Here is a 21,463-nt window from a genome sequence, read left to right as displayed (position 1 = left end):
TAGTTGTTTGAATACTCCTTCGAGTCTTTCTTAACAGTATGCAATTTGCGATCTTATCATCATAATGCCTATACCACAAACTCGGTATTTTGGACTGGTAATGATAAGGTAACAAATGAATCAAGAGACAAGTATTAAGTGACTGCAATAAAAAAGCCTGCATTGTTTAGATGCAGGCTTGATGGGATATCCTGTTATTTTATTTTTTGAGGGCAGCGGCCATGGTCTTGCCGATATCGGCAGGACTAGCTACTACATCAATGCCACATTCTGCCATAATCTTCATTTTGGCTTCGGCAGTATCATCGGCACCGCCAATAATGGCTCCTGCATGACCCATGCGACGACCCGGAGGTGCGGTTTGTCCGGCAATAAAACCTACCACCGGTTTTGTTTTATTGTCTTTGATCCAGCGGGCAGCTTCTGCTTCCATGCTACCACCAATTTCACCAATCATGATGATGCCATCGGTTTCAGGATCGTTCATCAGTAATTCTACGGCTTCTTTGGTAGGTGTTCCGATAATAGGATCGCCACCAATGCCGATAGCAGTACTGATACCCAGTCCGGCTTTTACCACCTGATCGGCTGCCTCATAAGTAAGTGTACCACTTTTCGAAACGATACCAATACGACCGGTTTTAAAGATAAATCCGGGCATGATACCCACTTTTGCTTCACCGGCAGTAATTACACCCGGGCAGTTAGGGCCAATAAGGCGCGTTGGTTTACCCAGCATATAATTCTTCACTTTCACCATATCCTGCACAGGAATACCTTCGGTGATACATACGATCAGGCCAATACCTGCATCTGTTGCTTCCATAATGGCATCTGCTGCAAAAGCCGGAGGTACAAATATGATACTCACATTGGCACCTGCTGTTTTTACTGCATCGGCTACAGTATTGAATACAGGACGGTCGAGATGCGTGCTGCCACCTTTGCCGGGTGTAACACCACCAACCACATTGGTGCCATATTCAATCATCTGTGTAGCGTGGAATGTGCCTTCTGTTCCGGTAAACCCCTGAACAATGATCTTCGAATTTTTATTCACTAATACTGCCATGGTAATGGATTCTTGTATGTTGAAATTTGGCGCAAAAATAGGAGAAAATGAACGGATACGGGCCAATGATCCAAAGTTTGTTCATTCAGCCCCAGAATATCAGCGCCCGGAAGAGAAAAAGGAAGAATACTCAAAATTAAGACTGGCCCAATAACTCTGCCAATCTGCTTTAGGGTCGCCGTTTAGCCGCTCCATATAAACGGTACTTACCATAAACGGCCCCGAATACCTTTTTACACTGATGATTCCCCGGTTATTGGTCTGGTATTCTTTCATTTGTATTTTGCTTTTTTCATCGCGGAACCAGGTTTTTATCAGCCAGTTGGCCAGCGGTTTACCTTTAAACAAAACCCTGAATTTTACTATCGGAAGAGAACCCTGGGGGTCCATACCCGGTGAAGCATAAGGATTTTCCAATGGAATAATATCCAATGGGAGATGGGTAGGTGCAGTACAGGCATTGGTTCTTTCATTTCCTACCTGTATAATTGTTTTCACCGATCGCTGGTAATATTCTTTCCCGGTCTTATCATGCTCGCCATTTTTGAGCCGGTACTGAATAGCCTTTTGAAGACCATCTTCTTTGAGATATTCATTAAACTTATCCGCTTCGAGTTCAATATGGGAGTTGGTGCTGTTAAAAACAACCATATGTGTTCCTTCGGTTTGTAAAGGCAGTCTGATAGAATCTCCCTTGTTCATCGATAGCCTGTCAGACAGGTCAGTCATATTACCACTAGGAAGGTAGTGGGAAAGTACTTTTATTTTTTCTTTGTTACCACTCCAGTTCTCACCTGTAAAATTTTCACCTACATGAAAACGGATCGAGGCAATATCGCGGATGGTATAAAAATATTTATCGGGTGACAGCCAGAATTCATGTGCTGTAAGTAAAGTAGAAGAAACAAGAAACAAGATAACAAGTAACTTTTTTTTCATTACCGGAAATTACCGAAATGAAGCCAGAATAAAGCTGTTTATCAGAAAATTGTTAGCCACAGATTCGCAGATTAGTGAATAATAATCTGCGAATCTGTGGCTATAACAATTCAGCCAAAATGTAGTCTATAGTTTGTAAAATAACCGGCTGTCGTTACCAATCGCGCTGGTTACTCTCAGGAAATAAGGACCGGTTTTTAATTCAACAGCCGGTATTTCAATGAAATTATTACCTGAGAGCAGTCCTTTTTTGGTTTTCCATTTGATGGTGCCATAAATATCATAGATACCAATCTCTACTTCAATACCCATTTTGGTCCAGATAGTGGTTACAAAACGCGATACAACAGGGTTTGGATTGATCTGTATGATCTTAATGCGCTGGCTGATAGGATCATTCGCTGTACTGTCTTTTATGTCAAATACTTTACAGATTTCACTCTTACAACCTGCGGCAGTTTTTATCTGGAGACATACGGTATAAATACCTTTCTGACGATATTCTTTCTCAGGGGCCACTACATTACCGCTCAATTCAGTGCCATCACCAAATTTCCATTTACGTTCTATGATACTGTCGCCCTGGATGGCCATTGAGGTACTACTATTGAACCTCATTTTCTTTTGTGCCAGACGTTCATCCGTAAAACGGGCTGTACACTGATTATTCGCCGGCTGAAACTGAACCGTTGCACAATATTTACTCTCGCATCCTTTGCTTGTTTTAATCACCAGACAAACATTGTACACTCCTGCTTTCTGGTATTGATAATATGGATCTTTTCTGTTGCCTGTTAACGGAGCAGAACTATCTCCAAAATACCATGTTCTGCTGATGATACTGTCGCCCTGTGGCACCACAGAAGCCAGGCTGTTGAACTGTATTACCTGTTCTTTTCTTGTAAAACTGAATACTGATTTGCAGTACAGGGGTGGATTAGAAATGGTAGAGTCTTTTACCACAATGCTGCTGCAATACAAAGCTTCGCAGCCTTTGGCAGATTTTATTTTAAGACAGACCGTATAAGTACCAGTGTCTTTAAAAGTTTTTAAAGGATTTATTTCATTGCCATCCATTGTGCTGCCATCACCAAATATCCAGATGCGCTGTTGAATGGTATCGCCACTGGATGCAAGGCTTTTGCTGCTGTTAAAACGAAATGTACGGGTAGCTGTTCTTTCAACAGCATAAATAGCTGTGCAATTGAGCGGCTCTGTAATTTCAACGATAGCACAATATTTACTTTCGCAGCCCCTGGCTGTTTTGGTATACAGACATACCTGGTATTTTCCGGCACGGGCATATTGATATACCAGTTCTTTTGTTTTTGTATCCATTACAGCACCATCGCCCAATACCCAACTGTACTTGATGATGCTGTCATTGTTCATCACTTCACTATTACTTGTCAATATCACTTTTCTTCCCTCTGCTCTTGCAGTAAATTTGGCTTTACAAACTACAGGAGGAATGTTTGATGAATCGCGAACAATAACGGTAATACAGGTTTTGCTTTCACAGCCTCTTTGTGTTTTAATGAGGAGGCAAGCATTATAAACACCTGTGTCTTTGAATTCCTTTAATGGACTGATTTCTTTGCCTTCAAGAACGGAGCCATCCCCAAACATCCATTTCCTGAGTATGATGCTGTCACCAGCAGGAACAATGCTGTTTTTTGAACTGAAGCGGAATGTTTTCCCCTGTAGTTTCTCGTAAGAAAAAACGGCTTTGCATGAAACAGGCTGAACAATTGAATCGCGGACTACAATATTCAAACACACTTTGCTTTCACAGCCATTTTTTGTTTTGATGAGTAAGCAAACATTATACACACCCGTGTCCTTGAATTCTTTCAACGGACTGATTTCTTTGCCTTCGAGAACGGAGCCGTCTCCAAACATCCATTTTCTGAGGATAATACTGTCACCGGTAGGAACGATGCTGTTTTTAGAAGTAAAACGGAATGTTCTTCCCTGTAATCTTTCAAATGAAAATTCAGCTTTGCAGGTAGCTGGTGAAGTGCCGGGTGTGCAGAGTGTAAAATGACTCTCTGCATAATTACTGCTATTGTTGATGTTGGGATAATTGATCAACAGTTTCCCATCGCAATTCTCTACGCTCACTTTTATTTTAGTGATGTTGTAGTTGCAGGTGATGGTATCAATATAATATCCATTCGGATTTGTTTTCACCGTTTTATACTGGTAGCAGGCATTGCTGGTAGTGCTGTCTAGTGAAATGGTTACGACTTTATTTGCTACGGGCTGACCATTGCTATATTTCACGGTGCCTTTTACAATAATGGTATTTGCTAAGCTGCCAATGGGAAGTAGCATCAATAAGATGCGGCAAGCAAATCGTGTAAAATTATCCATAGGTTTATTTTTTGCTCTTTTTAACAGATACCTGATTTTTATATGCCGTTGTCCAGACCTTATATTTTTTTTCACATCTCTACTGTTGAACTATAAAAAATCAGTAAAGGACTCAACGTTAACTCCCTTTCTCCTCTTCTCTTTGTAAAAAAAACTTCAACAACGAACGATACCCGCTTTTTGGAATAGGGTTAACAGGGAGAAGGGGAGAATAAGAGGTGAGCAGAGTCATTTATCGAACAGAAGTTTTCGAAGGCAAGAGGATAAAAAACCTGCTATCAACCCTCTACCATCCCCAAATCCCCCCAATTCCCTACTTTTGCGCCAGAAATAAAGTTTATATGGCAACTACATCAGACATCAGCCGTGGTATGATTTTAAAACTCGACGGCAGTTTATATTCAGTGGTAGAGTTTGGCGAGAACAAAACCGCAAGAGCTGCGGCCAAAGTTTGGGCCAAGCTGAAAGGGGTGGACAATAAGCGTTCCATCGAAAAAACATGGAATAGTGGTGAATCCATTTTCCCGGTACGTGTGGAAAAGAAAGCTTTCCAGTTTCTGTACAAAGATGAAAGCGGGTATAACCTGATGAATAACGAGACTTTTGAACAGATTGCGCTGGCAGAAGAAATGATTGATGCACCCCAGTTCCTGAAAGATGGTTCTGAGGTATTTGTTTTCATCAATACTGAAACTGAACAGCCAATTGGTGCAGAATTACCGGAAAAGATCGTGGTAAAAATTACCTATTGTGAGCCTGGATTACGTGGCGATACCGCTACCCGCGCCCTCAAAGCAGCTACTGTGGAAACCGGTGCTACTGTAATGGTACCCCTGTTTGTGGAAGATGGGGAACTGATCCGTGTAAACACCAAGTCGGGTGATTATGTAGAACGCGTTAAAGAATAAATGAATCTGTACGTATAAAAAAGGGCATCTTCGGATGCCTTTTTTGGTCAATGGTCAATGTGAATAAGGGTAGCTTCTTCTTCACCATTGACCATTCACCATTCATCTCCGGCTCCGGCCAAAAAAATCAAAAAATCCCCTGTTTTTATCAAAAAAAGGCTATTTTGCCCCCCAATTTGACCGAAACTTACCAGTTTTACCCCAAAAATTGCCATTATGGATTTAAAGCAAATTCACGAGTTGATTAAGATCATCAATAAGAGTAATATTGGTGAAATCAGTATAGAAGACAAAGATGGTAAGGTGACCATCAAACAGAAAGAAGAACCAGTAGTAACAGTAGCGGCACCTGCTCCCCAGGTATTCCATACCGCTCCAGCCCCTGCTCCTCAGGCAACCGCAGCTACTCCGGCAGCTCCCGCAGCACCTGCTGCTCCAGCCCCTAAAGCAGATAACCTTATTACCATAAAAAGCCCGATGATCGGTACTTTCTACCGCAGACCATCACCAGATAAACCGATGCTGGCAGATGTAGGTACTGAAATAGCTCCCGGCAAAGTGGTATGTATTATTGAAGCGATGAAGCTTTTCAATGAAATTGAAAGTGAAATAAGCGGAACCATCGTAAAAGTGTTGGTAGACGATGCCAGCCCTGTAGAATACGATCAGCCGTTGTTTTTGGTAGAACCTAAATAATTTGAAAATGGCAGAATTTGAAAATTTGAAAATTGGGTAGCTCCATCTTCTGAATTTTCAAATTTATCTACATGCCATTATTTTCAAATTAGCACATTTTCAAATTTTCAAATTTATCTGATGTTCAAGAAAATACTGATTGCCAACAGGGGAGAGATCGCTTTACGTGTGATCCGCACCTGTCGTGAGATGGGCATTAAAACCGTTGCGGTGTATTCAACCGCGGATAAGGACAGTTTGCATGTAAAATTTGCAGATGAAGCCGTATGTATCGGTAAACCACAGAGTATAGATTCTTACCTGAATATTCCACATATCATGGCTGCGGCCGAAATTACCAATGCGGATGCGATTCATCCGGGTTATGGTTTTCTGGCCGAGAATGCAAGGTTTTCACAGATCTGTGCAGATCATGGTATCAAGTTTATTGGTCCCACACCCGAGATGATCAACAAGATGGGTGATAAGATCACTGCAAAAGACACCATGATCAAAGCTGGTGTACCCGTAGTACCCGGTGGTGAGGGCTTGCTGGAAAGTGTAGAAGAAGCCAAAGTATTGGCAAAAGAAATTGGTTACCCGGTCATTCTTAAAGCTACTGCAGGTGGTGGTGGTAAAGGAATGCGTGTGGTATTTGAAGAAAGTGAAATTGAAAAAGCTTATACCACTGCTCGTACAGAAGCGGCAGCCGCATTTAAGAATGATGGTGTATACATGGAGAAATTTGTGGAAGAGCCACGTCACATTGAGATACAGGTAGCAGGCGACCAGTATGGTACTGTATGTCATATGAGTGAGCGTGATTGTTCTATTCAGCGTCGTCACCAGAAACTGGTAGAAGAATCACCTTCTCCATTTATGACACCTGAACTGCGTAAGAAAATGGGTGAAGCAGCCTGTAAAGCTGCTGCTGCCATTAATTATGAAAGCGTGGGTACCATTGAATTCCTGGTAGACAAGCACCGCAATTTCTACTTTATGGAAATGAATACCCGTATCCAGGTAGAACATTGTGTTACAGAAGAAGTCATCAATTTCGATCTGATCAAAGAGCAGATCAAAATTGCGATGGGAGAAAAAATAAGTGGCCGTAACTACGAACCACAAATGCATGCGATTGAATGTCGTATCAATGCAGAAGATCCATACAACGATTTCAGGCCATCACCAGGTAAAATCACGGTCTTACACACGCCCGGCGGACATGGCGTTCGTGTAGACAGTCATGTGTATGCAGGTTATGTGATTCCTCCTTATTATGATTCAATGATCGGTAAACTCATTACCATTGCGCAAACCCGTGAGGAAGCCATTGATACTATGTATCGTGCATTAAGCGAGTATGTGATTGAAGGTGTAAAAACGACCATTCCTTTCCACCTGCAACTGATGCAGAATGAAGATTTCAGGAAGGGTAATTTTACAACCAAGTTTCTCGAAACTTTTAAAATGAAATAATCGTTGACGATTAGCCAACTGATAAGGCCCGGACAATAAATAGTACCGGGCCTTATTTTTTATGCAATAAAAAAGCTGCACCAACTGGTACAGCTTCACATCGTTTCAGTTCTAATTATTTTCCACCACCGCCACCGCCTGGGCGATTTCTTCTCATTTCTGCATAAAACTCATTTACCGCTTTAATCTGATCGTCAGTTAAAGGAATAGCCTTCATTTTTTTTTCTCTTTCTTCGTTGGTTTCTTTCATTTTTTTAGCGCGGTCTTCTTCACTCAGGTCACGCAAACCACGATTTTGTTGCTGTGCCCAAAGCTGTATTTCCAGTACTTTATCGGCCTGGGCATCAGTCAGTTTGGTTTTCTCCATCAAACCCGGCTTAACACGCTGTTTCATCATTTCGAGCATCTGAGCAGGGTCCATTTGCTGACCACCGCCTGGTTGAGCCATCGCTACTGTCAGGGTGCAGCAAAAAGCAATGGTTAAAAGGGCAATTACTTTTTTCATGTCTTTTAGTTTAGTTTATAAGACAGAAAGTTAAGCTATTGGTTTATTTCGGAAAAATGAATATCGGTGAAAGCTGAATGGTCAATGGTGAATAATCTGCGGTTCTATTCACCATTGACCATTCAGCATTCACTAAAAAGCCCCATACCGGGAACGGTACAGGGCTATGATTGCTCAAGTCAAAAAGAACGATTTATCTTAAAAACAACATCTCACGGTATTTGGGAAGTGTCCATTTTTCGTCATCAACCAGGTGCTCCAGTTTGTCAACATGGTAGCGGATTTCATCGAAATAGGTTGATTTAATAGCCTCATATGAAATAGCTTTTTCACGGGTATCAGCGATATTATTGGCCACTTTGCGGGCTTCTACCATCAGGTTTACTTTATCGTGGATCACCTGGATATGTTCACTCACTTCTTTCAGGAGCGATAACTGGCTCTTATAAGCACTCTCACCTAAACCTGCGGCTTTTAAACCATTCACATTACTCAGCAGGTCGTTCTGGTAAGAAATGGCTGCCGGCAGAATATGGTTGATGGCGAGGTCGCCCATGATACGTGCTTCAATCTGTACTTTCTTGATATATTTTTCCAGTTCAATTTCATGACGGGCTTCCAGTTCGGTATGACTGTAAACGCCATTCGTTTCAAACAGTTTTTTGGCTTTTGCAGTCACCATCGCATCCAGTGCAACGGGTGTTGTTTTGAGGTTGGGTAAGCCGCGACGTTCAGCTTCTTTGTGCCACTCATCGCTATAGCCATCACCTTCAAATAAAACGTTTTTGCTTTCAACAATATATTTCTGGATGACCTGCATGATGGCGATTTCTTTTTTATCACCTTTCTCTATCAATGCATCCACATCGGCTTTGAATTTCTTCAGGGTATCGGCCATAATGGTATTCAGTACCGTCATAGAAATGGCGCAGTTGGCAGAAGAACCCACCGCACGGAATTCAAACTTATTACCGGTGAAGGCAAAAGGAGAAGTACGGTTACGATCGGTATTATCCAGCATCAGCTCGGGAATACTGCGGTGCAGATCGAGTTTCAGAATGGCTTCATCCTGCTCATCGAATTTGGTACTCACCCTTGTTTCAATATCAGACAATACTTTCGCCAGGTACTGGCCTACGAATACTGAAATGATCGCAGGAGGCGCTTCATTGGCACCCAGACGGTGGTCGTTGGGGGCAGAAGCAATCGCTGCACGCATAATATCTGCATAGTCATGAACCGCTTTAATGGTGTTGACAAAGAAGGTCAGGAACATCAGGTTGGTCTTCGGCGTTTTACCGGGAGCCAGCAGGTTTACACCTGTGTCAGTAGCCATGCTCCAGTTATTGTGTTTACCACTACCATTGATACCGGCAAATGGTTTCTCATGTAACAATACCACGAGCTTATGGCGTTTGGCCACGCGGCTCATTACATCCATTAATAGGGTATTGTGGTCAACGGCAATATTTACTTCTTCAAAAATGGGTGCACACTCAAACTGTGCAGGTGCCACTTCATTGTGACGTGTACGCAATGGAATACCCAGTTTATAAGCTTCCTGCTCATAATCTCTCATGAAAGCATACACACGCTCGGGGATGGAACCAAAATAATGGTCTTCCAGCTGTTGACCTTTTGCAGGCGAAGCGCCAAATACAGTACGACCGCATTGTACGAGATCGGGACGTGCAGTGGCCAGTGCCTCATCAATCACAAAATATTCCTGTTCCCAACCGAGGGTAGGGGTTACTTTGGTGACATTTTTGTCGAAGAAATTACATACTTCAACGGCTGATTTATTTAAGGCTTCCAGTGCTTTCAGCAAAGGAGCTTTATAGTCAAGAGATTCTCCTGTATAAGAAACGAAAATGGTAGGAATACATAAAGTTTTGCCCTGTCCGATTTCAATGATGAAAGCAGGGGAAGAAGGATCCCAGGCGGTATAACCACGTGCTTCAAAAGTGGCACGTAAACCACCACTGGGGAAAGAAGAAGCATCAGGTTCCTGTTGAATGAGTGCTGCACCATCAAATTCTTCGATGGCTGTACCATCACCTTTCAGGGTAAAGAAAGAGTCATGTTTTTCAGCAGTGGTACCGGTGAGGGGCTGAAACCAGTGCGTGTAGTGGGTAACACCCTTGCTTTCTGCCCAGGCACGAATACCGTTGGCAATCTGGTTGGCTACACTACGGTCGATTTTTTTACCACCACGAATGCTGGTAACCAGACTTTTATAGGCTTCGTCGCTCAGGAATTCACGGGCTGTTTTCAGGGTAAAAACATTGGTTCCGAAAATACCGGTGATCTTGGTACTGGCCGGAATGGAAGTCTCATTGTTGTTGATGCTGCTGATCGCATTAAAGCGTAAAGACATAGGGTAAGTTTTTTTGACGGCGTAAAAGTAAGGTTATTGTCGCCATAAATTCAATAATTATGAGGTCAAATGGCAAAAAAATGGACATTTTGTGGAAAAATATAAATATGTAATTTTTTATTATTTGTATCAGCCAGACCTTTTATTGCTATCTAAATATTTGAAAAACAAATAATTAACAGATAACCGACTTTATTTTTTTTAATTTCTGTAATCAAAGTCGCAGTTTAGCAACCTATAAATAAAAAGTTTAAATGAAAAAGTTACTTGTAATTGTTTTAGCTGTGATGGGTTCCGCATTTGTTCCGGGTTTGGCCGACTGGAAAACGGTGGATGTGATTGAAAAAGTTAAGGTCAGCATGCCTACTGAACCTGTAGCTGTTGATGCAGCCGGAGGTCCGCAACAAATCCGCAAATCGGTCATGGCAGATTCAACTGAGTTGGGGCTGATTGTTTTGGATTTTACCAAAATGGGTATTACAGAAGAGCAAATTGAAGCTTTAAAGGATACGGAAGAGTTTAAAGAACAGATTAAGCAGGGTATTTCAATGAGTGGCGGAGTAGTTAAAGCAGAATCTGAAGGAAAATATAATAACAAACATCTTTATTATCAATTTGACCTTGAAATCAATAAGGATGGCAAGAAATTCAATAATACTACCCGAATGGTCTTTTATAAACAATATGCTTTTACGTTAACGTATCAGTCGGGTAACGGAGGAGAAAAGAAAGAAATTAAAGACCAGTACTATAATTCATTGGTTATTTCAGAATAAAGAAACTGGTCATCACCAGAAAAGCAGCCCCAAAATGGCTGCTTTTTTTGTAACATTTTTTTTGGAGTCCCGTTTCACTCTCAAAACCACAAATGTTATGAAAAAAATATTACTGATTATAGGCATACTGGTATCACTCAACAGTGTGGCCCAATGGAACTGGTTTAAAGTTGAGGGCAATGGGGTGTATAAAAAAGAAACCCGCGAAGTAGGCAGCTTTTCGGGCGTGGCATCTTCAGGCTCATGGGATGTGATGCTGGCTTATGGAAACAGCAATTCCATTGAAATAGAAGGTGATGAAAACCTCCTGGAGTATATTGAAACCAAGGTAGAGAATGGAAAGCTCCATATCAAAGCCCGAAAAAATGGAAATATCAGGTCTAAAAATAAGATCGTAGTATATGTATCCATTAGCCAGATCAAAGGTTTGTATTTATCTGGTAGCGGCGATATCATTGGAAAAGGTAAATTCTCCCATTCAGGAACCACCAATCTGGCGGTTTCCGGATCTGGTAATATCAAACTCGATTTTGACCGTTTCGACCGTATTGATGCATCTGTGTCGGGTAGTGGTGGCATTATTCTGAATGGCACATCCAACGAAGTAGATGCCCGTATCAGCGGCAGTGGTAATATTAATTGTAAAGAAGTAGTAAGCGATAATGTTACTGCCAGTATCAGCGGCAGTGGCAATATACGTGTGCAGGCCAATACCTCTATCGACGCACGTATAGCCGGCAGTGGTAATGTTTATTACACCGGTGGCGCCAAAAATGTGCGCACCCATAAAGCCGGCAGCGGCAGGATTGTGAAGGGGTAATGGGGATCGTGAATCCTCAATGGTCAATGGTGAATGATGAATCGAATAAATCACTCACCATTGACCATTCACCATTCATGAAATGAATGTTACAAACTTTTACATTCACCCTTCCGTTTTTCAGCGCTCCGTTTCTTACCTTCGCAGCATCATGGAAATTACTGTTCAAACCGCCGAGAAACTGCGTCTTACAGCAGAAGAATTCGAACTCATCAAACAGAAATTAGGCAGAACCCCCAACTTTACGGAGCTATGTGCTTTTAGTGGAATGTGGAGTGAGCATTGCAGCTATAAGAATTCCATCAAGTGGCTCAAAACCCTTCCCCGCGATGGTGGCAGGATGCTGGTAGCAGCAGGTGAGGAGAACGCAGGTCTCATGGATATGGGCAACGGATTTGGCGTTGTATTTAAAATTGAAAGTCATAACCACCCCAGTGCCATTGAACCATTCCAGGGGGCAGCAACAGGTGTAGGTGGTATCCAGCGAGATATTTTTACCATGGGCGCACGTCCGATTGCATCCCTCAACAGTTTACGTTTTGGTAACCTGAAAGATAAAAAAACACAACGCCTCTTAAGCGGTGTGGTACACGGTATTGGTCATTACGGCAATTGCTTTGGTGTACCAACGGTTGGTGGTGAAGTATATTTTGAAGATTGTTATCATACCAACCCACTGGTAAATGCTATGAGCGTTGGTATCATGAAAGCGGGAGATATGATCAGTGCCACTGCCGCCGGTATTGGCAACCCTGTGTTTTTTGTAGGAAGTGCCACCGGTAAAGATGGTATTGGCGGTGCCTCTTTTGCATCGGCTGATATTACGGCTGAAAGTGCAGAAGAATTGCCAGCGGTTCAGGTAGGTGATCCTTTCCAGGAAAAGAAATTACTGGAAGCCTGTCTCGAACTCATTAATACCGGCGCTGTTGTAGGTATGCAGGATATGGGTGCAGCAGGTATCATCTGCTCAACCGCAGAAATGAGCGCCAAAGGTGGTGTAGGTATGCGAATTGATCTTGAAAAAGTACCTACCCGCCAGCAAAACATGAAAGCATGGGAATTGCTGTTGAGTGAGAGTCAGGAAAGAATGCTCATTGTAGTAGAGAAAGGAAAAGAAGCAGCAGTATTAAAAGTATTTGAAAAATGGGACCTCTCGGCCAGCAATATTGGTGAAGTAACCGGTGATGGTTTGCTGAAATTCTATATGCACGGTGAACTGGAAGCAGAAATTCCGGCTTATGAACTCGTGTTGGGTGGTGGTGCACCACAATACACTCGCGAGTATAAAGAGCCTAAGTATTTTGAAAAAATAAAAGCATTTGATGCCAATAGCATTGAAGATGCAAGCGATCTGAAATCAGTTGCTGAGCAACTGGTACAAATTCCCAATATCGCATCAAAACGTTGGGTATATACACAATATGATAGTATGGTGGGAGCTGCCAATACATCCACCAATGCACCAAGCGACGCAACAGTGGTATTGGCTAAAGGAACAGGAAAAGGTTTGGCTGTAACAGTTGACTGTAACAGTAAATATGTATTTGCTGATCCATACACAGGTGGCATGATAGCTGTTGCTGAAGCGGCAAGAAATATTGTATGCAGTGGTGGCGAACCCATTGGTGTAACCAACTGTCTTAATTTCGGTAATCCATACGATCCGGAAGTATACTACCAGTTTGTAAAAGCGGTTACAGGTATGGGTGATGCCTGTCGCAAATTCAATACACCGGTAACAGGTGGTAATGTGAGTTTTTATAACCAGAATCCCGATGGACCAGTATACCCGACACCAACTATTGGAATGGTAGGTATTGTGGATGATGTGGATGCACGTATGACACTCGACTTTAAAAATGAAGGAGATATTATCATCCTTATTGGTACACCGCAGAATGATATCGGCTCATCAGAATACCTGCATAAATTAAAGAAGGTAGAATTTTCACCCGCACCCTACTTTAACATCGATGAAGAATACAATGTACAGCAACTGGTGTCTTCACTAATTAAAAATAAACAGGTGGTGAGTGCACATGATATCAGTGAAGGTGGATTAGCGATCAACCTGCTCGAAAGTGGATTCAACCGTGGTTTAGGTTTTGCTGTCGAAGCCCAAACAGATTTGCGTAAAGATGCATTCTGGTTTGGTGAGTCACAAAGCAGGGTTGTTGTTTCCTGTACAAAAGAAAAAGCTACTGCTGTTACAGAAGCTACAAAAGCTGCAGGAATTAATGCCACCATTCTTGGAACAGTAACCAGTGGTGCTGTTCAGGTAAACGGTGCATCCTGGGGAACCATTGATGGCTGGAAAAACCTGTATGATACGGCCATTGAAAAACTGATTAACCAGTAGCATGTCTGAAAATGCTTCTTATATTATTGTTACAGGTGCCGCAGGTTTTATTGGCTCCTGTATGGTAGAACACCTGAATACACTGGATTGTCGTAATCTGATACTGGTGGATGATTTTGGTGTGGAAGCAAAAAGAAGAAACTGGGAACAAAAAGGCTATGCACACCTTGTTGAACGGTATAATCTGTTCGACTGGTTAGCATTACATGAGCCAACCATTGAATGCATTATTCATTTAGGCGCCAGAACAGATACAACAGAATTCGATTATTCCATTCATGAAGAGCTGAATGTTGAATACTCCAAATCTGTCTGGACATACTGCACTGAAAAACAGGTGCCACTTATTTATGCATCCTCTGCTGCAACCTATGGTGACGGGAACCTCGGATATAATGATGACCATGAAGTGGTTGAAAAACTCCAGCCATTAAATCCCTATGGTATCAGTAAAAATGAGTTTGATAAATGGGCGCTGCAACAAACACATACACCACCGTACTGGGTCGGACTTAAATTCTTTAATGTATATGGTCCGAATGAATACCACAAAGGAAGAATGGCAAGCGTTATCTGGCATGCTTTTAACCAGATTAAAAATGTAGGCTACGTAAAACTTTTTAAAAGTCATCGCTCCGATTTTAAAGATGGGGAGCAGTTACGCGATTTTGTGTATGTGAAAGATGTCGTGAATGTGATAGAGTGGATGAGGAAGAACATGATTCATGGGCAATGGGCCATAGACAAAAATGGGTTGTATAATCTTGGTACGGGCCATGCCCGAACATTCATCGATCTTGTAAAAGCCACATTTTCCGGGCTTGATCTGAACCCTGAGATACAGTATATAGATATGCCCGAAGATATTCGGGATAAATACCAATATTTTACTGAAGCCAATATGCAAAAACTCCGCAGTATTGGATACAGTGCTCCATTTACGTCACTGGAAGCGGGTGTTGACGATTACGTCAGAAATTATCTGAGAACTTTAGGGTAAATTTGAGGAGAAGTGAATGGACTACGGACCATCGGCCATTCACCATCACCGCAAAGCAATCGTCATGAACAAAAAATTAGCCATCATCGGTGGCGGTAACCTGGGTGCCGCTATGGCCGAAGGTTTAATCAAGAGTGGGTTTATTCATCCCGCCCATCTCATTATTACCAAAAGAAATATCGATACACTTAAACACCTGGAACAACAGGGAGTAATGGTGAGTAATAACAATATTGAAGCGGTTCGGTATGCCGACTGGATTTTATTGGCTATTAAGCCCTTTCAGCTAAAAGAAGTACTTGAACAGATACAACCATATCTCAATCCGGATAAACATGTACTGGTGAGTGTGGTTACAGGTGCATGGGTAAAAGATATCCGTGAAGTGGTGGGAGAAGCCATAAACGTTTTTCGTGCCATGCCCAACACTGCCATTGCTATACAGGAAAGTATGACCTGTATTTATGCATCGGGCGCAACTGAAGAACAGGTAACATATGTAACAGCCCTGTTCAACCAGTTGGGTAAAACTGTTTTTATTGAAGAAAAGCTGATGGATGCAGCAACTGTATTGGGCGCCTGTGGAACGGCATTCGCCATGCGATATATAAGAGCCAATATTCAGGGTGGTATTGAAATAGGATTCAGTGCAGCAACGGCATCTCTTATTGCGGCACAAACGGTAAAAGGAGCAGCAGAATTATTGCTTCAGAAAAACACACATCCCGAACAGGAAATCGATAAGGTAACCACACCCAAAGGCTGTACCATCGCCGGCCTCAACGAAATGGAACACCAGGGCTTTAGCTCATCGCTTATACGCGGAGTGGTAACAAGTTATAAAAAGATTGTGAACGATATGTAAACAGAGAAACAGAAGAACAGAGAAATATCCAAGTGGAGTTAATTAATTTGGACATTTCTCTGTTCCTCTGTTGAATATTCCTCTGCTTTTAAAGTCTTTCTTTCAAAAATGCTACTGCCTTGCTATGCGCATCTGCCGCTGCTTCTTTATTAAATACGGGGTTGCTGGGATTAGCGAAACCATGACCAGCGTCGTATTTATGTGTAGTAAGTTTTTTGCCTGCCGCCTGCATATCAGCCTCAAATTTATTGACTGTTTCAGGTGAAGGGCTGCGATCCTTATTGCCAAAGAAACCGATCACATCACAGTTAAGACTTTTTAGTTTTTCAATATTATTTTCCGGGCGGCCATAATACATCACACAACCTGCGGCCTGTTTACCTGCAAGTAAACTGCTTTGTAAACTCCACATACCGCCAAAACACCAACCCACTGTAAAAATTTTTGCGTCAGTGCCTGCATAAGCAACAGCACCCTTAATAATACTTTCCAGTCGTTCAGTTTTAGCAGACTGAATCAGTTTCATTGCACTGTCGGCTGTGGATGCAATCTTGCCATCATATAAATCAAGGGCAATTACATTCACATCTTCACCCAGGTCTTTGTAAAAGGTCTCACTTTCTCTTTTGATATAGTCATTCAATCCCCACCATTCCTGTATCACAAACAACCATTTACTCGATTTCTTCTTACTGCGTATTTCATAACCCATGGCAGTACTGCCGTCGGCGGCTTTAAAACTCACTGGTTTGCCGGCAGCATCAGCGAGTGAAAAAGCTAGAGGATTATCATGCATCATGGCAAAGGAAGTTGTAGCAGCTTCTGCTTGAAACTGGTCCATGATTTCAGTGGTAAAACAACTTACATAGCAGGCTGGTGTAAGCGGTTCAGGAGCAGGGGTTTTGTAACTGTACCCGAGGAACGCTGCAGTACAAAATGCGGCCAATGTAAGAATGACTAATTTTTTCATAACAAATTTTTGAGGATAAAGATGTTCACGTCAAGTTAACACATTCGGCCGGGAATCGTTCAATCACCGACCGGCGTTTTTTTAGATCAGTTTTTTTGCTGTACCTTTGTATGACCTCTGAATTTTTTCACTGCTCATTTACAAGGTCAAATATATTTTTCCGTTATCTGGTTGTATATCAATACAATAGGTATCGGTTTTTTATTGTTATACCTATGCTTTGGTAAGTTGGGTTCATTAGGTGCAATAGAAATATAAAATGGGCAAACAGACGAAAAACGTATAAACAACAGCATATCATGGCCAAGTACATTTTTGTTACCGGAGGTGTAACGAGTAGTTTAGGAAAGGGAATTATCGCAGCATCGCTTGCCAAATTATTACAGGCAAGAGGATTAAGGGCAACCATCCAGAAATTTGATCCCTATATTAATGTCGACCCCGGCACACTTAACCCATATGAACATGGCGAATGTTATGTAACAGAAGATGGTGCAGAAACCGATCTGGATCTTGGTCACTACGAACGTTTCCTGAATATTTATACCTCACAGGCCAATAACGTTACCACAGGCCGTATTTACCAAACCGTTATCAACAAAGAAAGAGCGGGCGATTTTCTGGGTAAAACCGTACAGGTAGTACCACATATTACCGATGAAATCAAACGAAGAATGTTGTTGCTTGGTCAGGATAATAAATACGATATCATTATTACGGAGATCGGTGGAACAGTTGGTGACATTGAAAGCTTACCATTTATTGAAGCAGTGCGACAGTTGCAGTGGGAACTGCCGGATGAAGATGTAATGGTGGTTCATCTTACATTGATTCCCTACCTCCGTGCGGCAAAAGAACTGAAAACAAAACCTACACAGCACAGCGTAAAAATGCTGAGTGAAACCGGTGTTCATCCTGATATTATTGTGTGCAGAACAGAAGAGCCACTGAATGATGATATCAAGCGTAAAATTGCCCTGTTCTGTAATGTAAAAACAGAGGCAGTGATTGAAGCCATGGATGCTTCAACCATTTACGAAGTACCCCTGTTGATGCTGCGCGAAAAACTTGACCTGATTTGTTTGAAAAAACTGAATATCACACAGTTTAGTGAACCCAATCTCGATAAATGGAAAGGATTTATTGATAAACTGAAATATCCAAAAGGGAAAGTAACTGTAGGACTCATTGGAAAATACATTGAACTACAGGATGCTTATAAGTCGATCCTGGAAAGTTTTGTACATGCAGGCGCACTCAATGAAGTAAAAGTACAGGTGGTGAATGTTCACAGTGAATATATTACGCCCGAAAATGTAGCAGAGAAACTGGAAGGACTGGATGGCTTGCTGGTAGCACCCGGTTTCGGACACAGAGGTATTGAAGGAAAGATTGTAGCAGTTCAATATGCCCGTGAAAAAGGCTTACCATTCTTTGGTATCTGTTTAGGTATGCAGATGGCTGTAATTGAGTTTGCCAGAAATATACTTGGATTGAGTGATGCGCATTCAACTGAAATGGATACTTCTACATCGAATGCGGTTATTAATATGATGGAAGAGCAGAAGAAAATTAAGATGATGGGAGGTACCATGCGTTTGGGAGCTTACCCATGTGAAATAAAACCCGGAAGTCTGGCGCATAAAATATACGGGGAAACAAATATTACAGAACGCCACCGCCATCGTTATGAATTCAATAATGATTATTTCGACCAGTTTGAAGCCAATGGTATGATTGCCAGCGGCCGTAACCCGGAAACGGGTCTGGTAGAAATTATGGAAATTCCTACTCATCCATTCTTTATTGGTGTTCAATACCATCCTGAATTAAAAAGTACGGTGGAGAACCCTGCACCACTTTTTGTACATTTTATTGGCGCATCAAAAAAATACAACGAGCAAAGAAGCGCACTCAAAAAAACAAGTTTACAAAGCGAGAAATAGCGCAGGAAAACAACATAGAACTATTCAGGACCCGGTTTTACCGGGTCTTTTTGTGTGCATCAGTTGAAAACAGTATTTTTCAGCAATTAATCAATTCAATCATCACATGAGAAAAATTGCTTCGGGAATATTTTTCCTTTTGTTTTTCTTTATCACCAATGTCTCCATGGCTCAACCACCAAGGGGTATTCACTGGTCAAAAGATGGGACAGGTTATTTTGCGGTAGAAGATGGTAATATCGTATTGACACAATTACCGGGATTTACCAAAGCAACCATCGTAGCAAAAAATCAACTTACACCTGAAGGGACCACTTCGCCGCTAACGGTACGTAACTTTTTCTTCTCTCCCGATAACCAGCAGGTTATAATTTATACCAACAGCAAAAAAGTGTGGCGTTACGACACAAGGGGGGATTACTGGTTACTCGATCTGAATAGTAAAAAGCTTAAACAACTGGGTAAGGGACGGCCAGCCTCTTCACTCATGTTTGCCAAATTTTCTCCTGATGGTAAAAAAGTGGCTTATGTAAGTGAATACAATATATACGCAGAAGATTTGAAAACAGGCACAATGACCGCACTCACCCAAAATGGTAACCGTAAACTCATCAACGGCACTTTCGATTGGGTATACGAAGAAGAATTTGGTTGCAGAGACGGATTCAGGTGGAGCCCCGACAGCAAGCATATCGCCTTCTGGCAAATTGATGCCAAAGCTACCAAGGATTACCTGATGATTAATACCACTGATTCCATTTATTCATTTGCCGTTCCTGTTGAATATCCATCTGCAGGAGAACCACCATCACCGTATAAAATCGGGGTAGTAAATGTAAACAGCCGCCAGAACAAATGGATGACTATTCCAACAGATCCTGTATTACAATCTTATGTGCCAAGGATGGAATGGAGCAATGAAAAGCAGCTTATCATCCAGCACATGAACCGCAAACAAAACCAGACCGATCTGATGTTGTGCGATATAGTAACGGGTGCATCAAAATCTGTTTATCGTGAATCAGATGAAGCCTGGATCAGCACCATTGGTGAATGGGATAGCGATTATGATTATGGCGGATGGGACTGGCTGAACAATGGCAGGGAATTTTTATGGGCCTCGGAAAAAGATGGTTGGCGTCATTTATACAGGGTATCTGTAGATGGTAAAACAGAAACGCTGATCTCCAAAGGAAATTATGATGTGATAGACCTTCATGCCATTGATGAAAAAACAGGGTATGTATATTTTGCCGCCTCACCTGATAATGCTACGCAGAAATATTTGTATCGCACAAGACTCGATGGTTCTGGTACTGCTGAACGGTTAACACCCGCCAATCAACCCGGCACGCATAATTATATTGTATCACCAACAGGTGCGTATGCACAGCATAGTTTCTCGAATTATTATACTCCCAATGCGAGAGAATGGGTAGCGCTGGACGGACATAAACCTATTGATGGCAATAAGGTAAATGATGCACTGGCTAAATCAAACAAATCAGCATCAAACCTAGAATTTTTTAAAGTAACAACGGTAGATGGTGTGGAGATGGATGGCTGGATGGTAAAACCCAAACAGTTTGATCCATCAAAGAAATATCCTGTGGTATTTTTTGTATACACAGAGCCGGCCGGCGCAAATGCAAAAGACCAGTATGGTTCTGGGAGTAATCGACTCTATGCGGGTAATATGGCCGATGATGGGTATATCTATATAACAGTAGACAACAGGGGAACACCTGTGCCAAAAGGGAAACAGTGGCGAAAGAGTGTGTATCGTAAAGTCGGCCTGTTGAATATCCGCGACCAGGCAATGGCAGCTAAGGAAATATTCAAATGGGGTTATATCGATACCAGTCGCGTAGCTGTATGGGGCTGGAGTGGTGGTGGCTCTGCCACACTGAACCTGCTTTTTCAATACCCTGAAATTTATAAAACAGGAATATCTATTGCAGCAGTAGCCAATCAGCTTACCTATGATAATATTTACCAGGAAAGATACATGGGACTACCACAGGAAAACCTGAAAGACTTTGTGGATGGTTCACCTATTACTTACGCTAAAAATCTGAAAGGAAACCTCCTGTATATTCACGGAACAGGTGATGACAATGTACATTATAACAACGCTGAAATGCTGATCAATGAACTGGTGGCACAGGGTAAACAGTTTCAGCTGATGAGTTATCCCAACCGTTCACACGGTATTTCAGAAGGAAAAGGAACTACACAGCATCTGTCTCGTCTGTACACAAATTTTCTCAGACAGTATTGTCCTCCGGGAGGACGATGAAATAAAGAATAAGGAATACGAAATAAGAAATAAGAAACAGAGGAAGTGAGTTATTGATATAAACCTACTTTCTGATTCCTTATTTCCTATTCCTTAT

The 21,463-nt window shown here is 41.9% G+C and carries 16 protein-coding genes; 10 read left to right on the top strand and 6 right to left on the bottom strand.

The window, feature by feature from the left end:
• Nucleotides 1–199: 199 nt before the first annotated feature.
• From sucD to ACH3Z1_RS00165, 3 genes are all read right to left on the bottom strand, one after another.
• Nucleotides 200–1,072 (bottom strand): succinate--CoA ligase subunit alpha, encoded by an 873-nt coding sequence (gene sucD, locus ACH3Z1_RS00175; protein ID WP_490819788.1) that lies wholly within the window; start codon nucleotides 1,070–1,072, stop codon nucleotides 200–202.
• 99 nt (nucleotides 1,073–1,171) lie between these two features.
• Nucleotides 1,172–2,011, bottom strand: coding sequence for a DUF4198 domain-containing protein (locus ACH3Z1_RS00170; protein WP_490819786.1), 840 nt, complete (start codon nucleotides 2,009–2,011; stop codon nucleotides 1,172–1,174).
• A gap of 126 nt (nucleotides 2,012–2,137) precedes the next feature.
• On the bottom strand, nucleotides 2,138–4,387 hold the full coding sequence (locus ACH3Z1_RS00165; RefSeq protein WP_490819785.1) for a PKD domain-containing protein: 2,250 nt from the start codon (nucleotides 4,385–4,387) through the stop codon (nucleotides 2,138–2,140).
• Nucleotides 4,388–4,728: 341 nt separating this feature from the next.
• Between ACH3Z1_RS00165 and efp the strand changes: the two genes are divergently transcribed.
• The 3 genes from efp to accC all read left to right on the top strand — a co-directional run bounded on the left by efp (nucleotide 4,729) and on the right by accC (nucleotide 7,449).
• Complete coding sequence (efp, locus tag ACH3Z1_RS00160; protein ID WP_490819783.1) at nucleotides 4,729–5,295, top strand: elongation factor P; 567 nt, start codon at nucleotides 4,729–4,731, stop codon at nucleotides 5,293–5,295.
• A 216-nt stretch (nucleotides 5,296–5,511) separates the two neighbouring features.
• Nucleotides 5,512–5,991, top strand: a complete 480-nt coding sequence (accB, locus tag ACH3Z1_RS00155) for an acetyl-CoA carboxylase biotin carboxyl carrier protein (RefSeq protein WP_490819781.1) — start codon at nucleotides 5,512–5,514, stop codon at nucleotides 5,989–5,991.
• 120 nt (nucleotides 5,992–6,111) lie between these two features.
• Entirely contained in the window at nucleotides 6,112–7,449 is a 1,338-nt protein-coding gene (gene accC, locus ACH3Z1_RS00150; protein ID WP_490819780.1) for an acetyl-CoA carboxylase biotin carboxylase subunit, read from the top strand.
• A 115-nt stretch (nucleotides 7,450–7,564) separates the two neighbouring features.
• On the opposite strand, the gene ACH3Z1_RS00145 is transcribed toward accC, so the two are convergent.
• On the bottom strand, nucleotides 7,565–7,954 hold the full coding sequence (locus tag ACH3Z1_RS00145; RefSeq protein WP_490819779.1) for a hypothetical protein: 390 nt from the start codon (nucleotides 7,952–7,954) through the stop codon (nucleotides 7,565–7,567).
• A 193-nt stretch (nucleotides 7,955–8,147) separates the two neighbouring features.
• Nucleotides 8,148–10,331: a glutamine synthetase III family protein gene (locus tag ACH3Z1_RS00140; RefSeq protein ID WP_490819777.1), complete on the bottom strand. Its 2,184-nt coding sequence runs from the start codon at nucleotides 10,329–10,331 to the stop codon at nucleotides 8,148–8,150.
• A gap of 254 nt (nucleotides 10,332–10,585) precedes the next feature.
• Here ACH3Z1_RS00140 and ACH3Z1_RS00135 point away from each other — a divergent pair, with 254 nt between their 5' ends.
• The 5 genes from ACH3Z1_RS00135 (at nucleotide 10,586) to proC (ending at nucleotide 16,151) form a co-directional block, all read left to right on the top strand.
• On the top strand, nucleotides 10,586–11,107 hold the full coding sequence (locus ACH3Z1_RS00135) for a hypothetical protein (protein WP_490819776.1): 522 nt from the start codon (nucleotides 10,586–10,588) through the stop codon (nucleotides 11,105–11,107).
• Nucleotides 11,108–11,204: 97 nt separating this feature from the next.
• Entirely contained in the window at nucleotides 11,205–11,927 is a 723-nt protein-coding gene (locus tag ACH3Z1_RS00130) for a head GIN domain-containing protein (RefSeq protein ID WP_490819775.1), read from the top strand.
• Nucleotides 11,928–12,078: 151 nt separating this feature from the next.
• The gene (purL, locus tag ACH3Z1_RS00125; RefSeq protein WP_490819773.1) at nucleotides 12,079–14,286 is read left to right on the top strand and encodes a phosphoribosylformylglycinamidine synthase subunit PurL; all 2,208 of its coding nucleotides are present in this window, start codon (nucleotides 12,079–12,081) and stop codon (nucleotides 14,284–14,286) included.
• A 1-nt stretch (nucleotide 14,287) separates the two neighbouring features.
• Nucleotides 14,288–15,286, top strand: coding sequence for an ADP-glyceromanno-heptose 6-epimerase (gene rfaD / locus ACH3Z1_RS00120; protein WP_490819772.1), 999 nt, complete (start codon nucleotides 14,288–14,290; stop codon nucleotides 15,284–15,286).
• Between the two features lie 64 nt (nucleotides 15,287–15,350).
• Nucleotides 15,351–16,151 (top strand): pyrroline-5-carboxylate reductase, encoded by an 801-nt coding sequence (gene proC / locus ACH3Z1_RS00115; RefSeq protein WP_490819771.1) that lies wholly within the window; start codon nucleotides 15,351–15,353, stop codon nucleotides 16,149–16,151.
• Nucleotides 16,152–16,239: 88 nt separating this feature from the next.
• Here proC and ACH3Z1_RS00110 read toward each other — a convergent pair whose 3' ends face one another.
• Nucleotides 16,240–17,121 carry a dienelactone hydrolase family protein gene (locus ACH3Z1_RS00110; RefSeq protein WP_490819770.1) on the bottom strand — a complete coding sequence of 294 codons (882 nt, stop codon included), beginning with the start codon at nucleotides 17,119–17,121 and terminating at the stop codon, nucleotides 16,240–16,242.
• Between the two features lie 299 nt (nucleotides 17,122–17,420).
• Here ACH3Z1_RS00110 and pyrG point away from each other — a divergent pair, with 299 nt between their 5' ends.
• Both pyrG and ACH3Z1_RS00100 read left to right on the top strand, forming a co-directional pair.
• Nucleotides 17,421–19,067 (top strand): CTP synthase, encoded by a 1,647-nt coding sequence (pyrG, locus tag ACH3Z1_RS00105; protein WP_490819769.1) that lies wholly within the window; start codon nucleotides 17,421–17,423, stop codon nucleotides 19,065–19,067.
• A 106-nt stretch (nucleotides 19,068–19,173) separates the two neighbouring features.
• Entirely contained in the window at nucleotides 19,174–21,366 is a 2,193-nt protein-coding gene (locus tag ACH3Z1_RS00100) for a S9 family peptidase (RefSeq protein ID WP_490819768.1), read from the top strand.
• The last annotated feature ends 97 nt before the right edge of the window (nucleotides 21,367–21,463 follow it).

It is taken from the genome of Sediminibacterium sp. FW305-C-49 (assembly GCF_058231085.1).
The sequence above is the reverse complement of the archived record's forward strand: the minus strand, read 5'-3'. Positions and strand labels throughout refer to the sequence as shown.

What these genes read in the sequence shown, in the direction of transcription:
- sucD (WP_490819788.1), bottom strand. Translation starts at nt 1,072, where the DNA reads ATGGCAGTATTAGTGAATAAAAATTCGAAGATCATTGTTCAGGGGTTT.
- ACH3Z1_RS00170 (WP_490819786.1), bottom strand. Translation starts at nt 2,011, where the DNA reads ATGAAAAAAAAGTTACTTGTTATCTTGTTTCTTGTTTCTTCTACTTTA.
- ACH3Z1_RS00165 (WP_490819785.1), bottom strand. Translation starts at nt 4,387, where the DNA reads ATGGATAATTTTACACGATTTGCTTGCCGCATCTTATTGATGCTACTT.
- efp (WP_490819783.1), top strand. Translation starts at nt 4,729, where the DNA reads ATGGCAACTACATCAGACATCAGCCGTGGTATGATTTTAAAACTCGAC.
- accB (WP_490819781.1), top strand. Translation starts at nt 5,512, where the DNA reads ATGGATTTAAAGCAAATTCACGAGTTGATTAAGATCATCAATAAGAGT.
- accC (WP_490819780.1), top strand. Translation starts at nt 6,112, where the DNA reads ATGTTCAAGAAAATACTGATTGCCAACAGGGGAGAGATCGCTTTACGT.
- ACH3Z1_RS00145 (WP_490819779.1), bottom strand. Translation starts at nt 7,954, where the DNA reads ATGAAAAAAGTAATTGCCCTTTTAACCATTGCTTTTTGCTGCACCCTG.
- ACH3Z1_RS00140 (WP_490819777.1), bottom strand. Translation starts at nt 10,331, where the DNA reads ATGTCTTTACGCTTTAATGCGATCAGCAGCATCAACAACAATGAGACT.
- ACH3Z1_RS00135 (WP_490819776.1), top strand. Translation starts at nt 10,586, where the DNA reads ATGAAAAAGTTACTTGTAATTGTTTTAGCTGTGATGGGTTCCGCATTT.
- ACH3Z1_RS00130 (WP_490819775.1), top strand. Translation starts at nt 11,205, where the DNA reads ATGAAAAAAATATTACTGATTATAGGCATACTGGTATCACTCAACAGT.
- purL (WP_490819773.1), top strand. Translation starts at nt 12,079, where the DNA reads ATGGAAATTACTGTTCAAACCGCCGAGAAACTGCGTCTTACAGCAGAA.
- rfaD (WP_490819772.1), top strand. Translation starts at nt 14,288, where the DNA reads ATGTCTGAAAATGCTTCTTATATTATTGTTACAGGTGCCGCAGGTTTT.
- proC (WP_490819771.1), top strand. Translation starts at nt 15,351, where the DNA reads ATGAACAAAAAATTAGCCATCATCGGTGGCGGTAACCTGGGTGCCGCT.
- ACH3Z1_RS00110 (WP_490819770.1), bottom strand. Translation starts at nt 17,121, where the DNA reads ATGAAAAAATTAGTCATTCTTACATTGGCCGCATTTTGTACTGCAGCG.
- pyrG (WP_490819769.1), top strand. Translation starts at nt 17,421, where the DNA reads ATGGCCAAGTACATTTTTGTTACCGGAGGTGTAACGAGTAGTTTAGGA.
- ACH3Z1_RS00100 (WP_490819768.1), top strand. Translation starts at nt 19,174, where the DNA reads ATGAGAAAAATTGCTTCGGGAATATTTTTCCTTTTGTTTTTCTTTATC.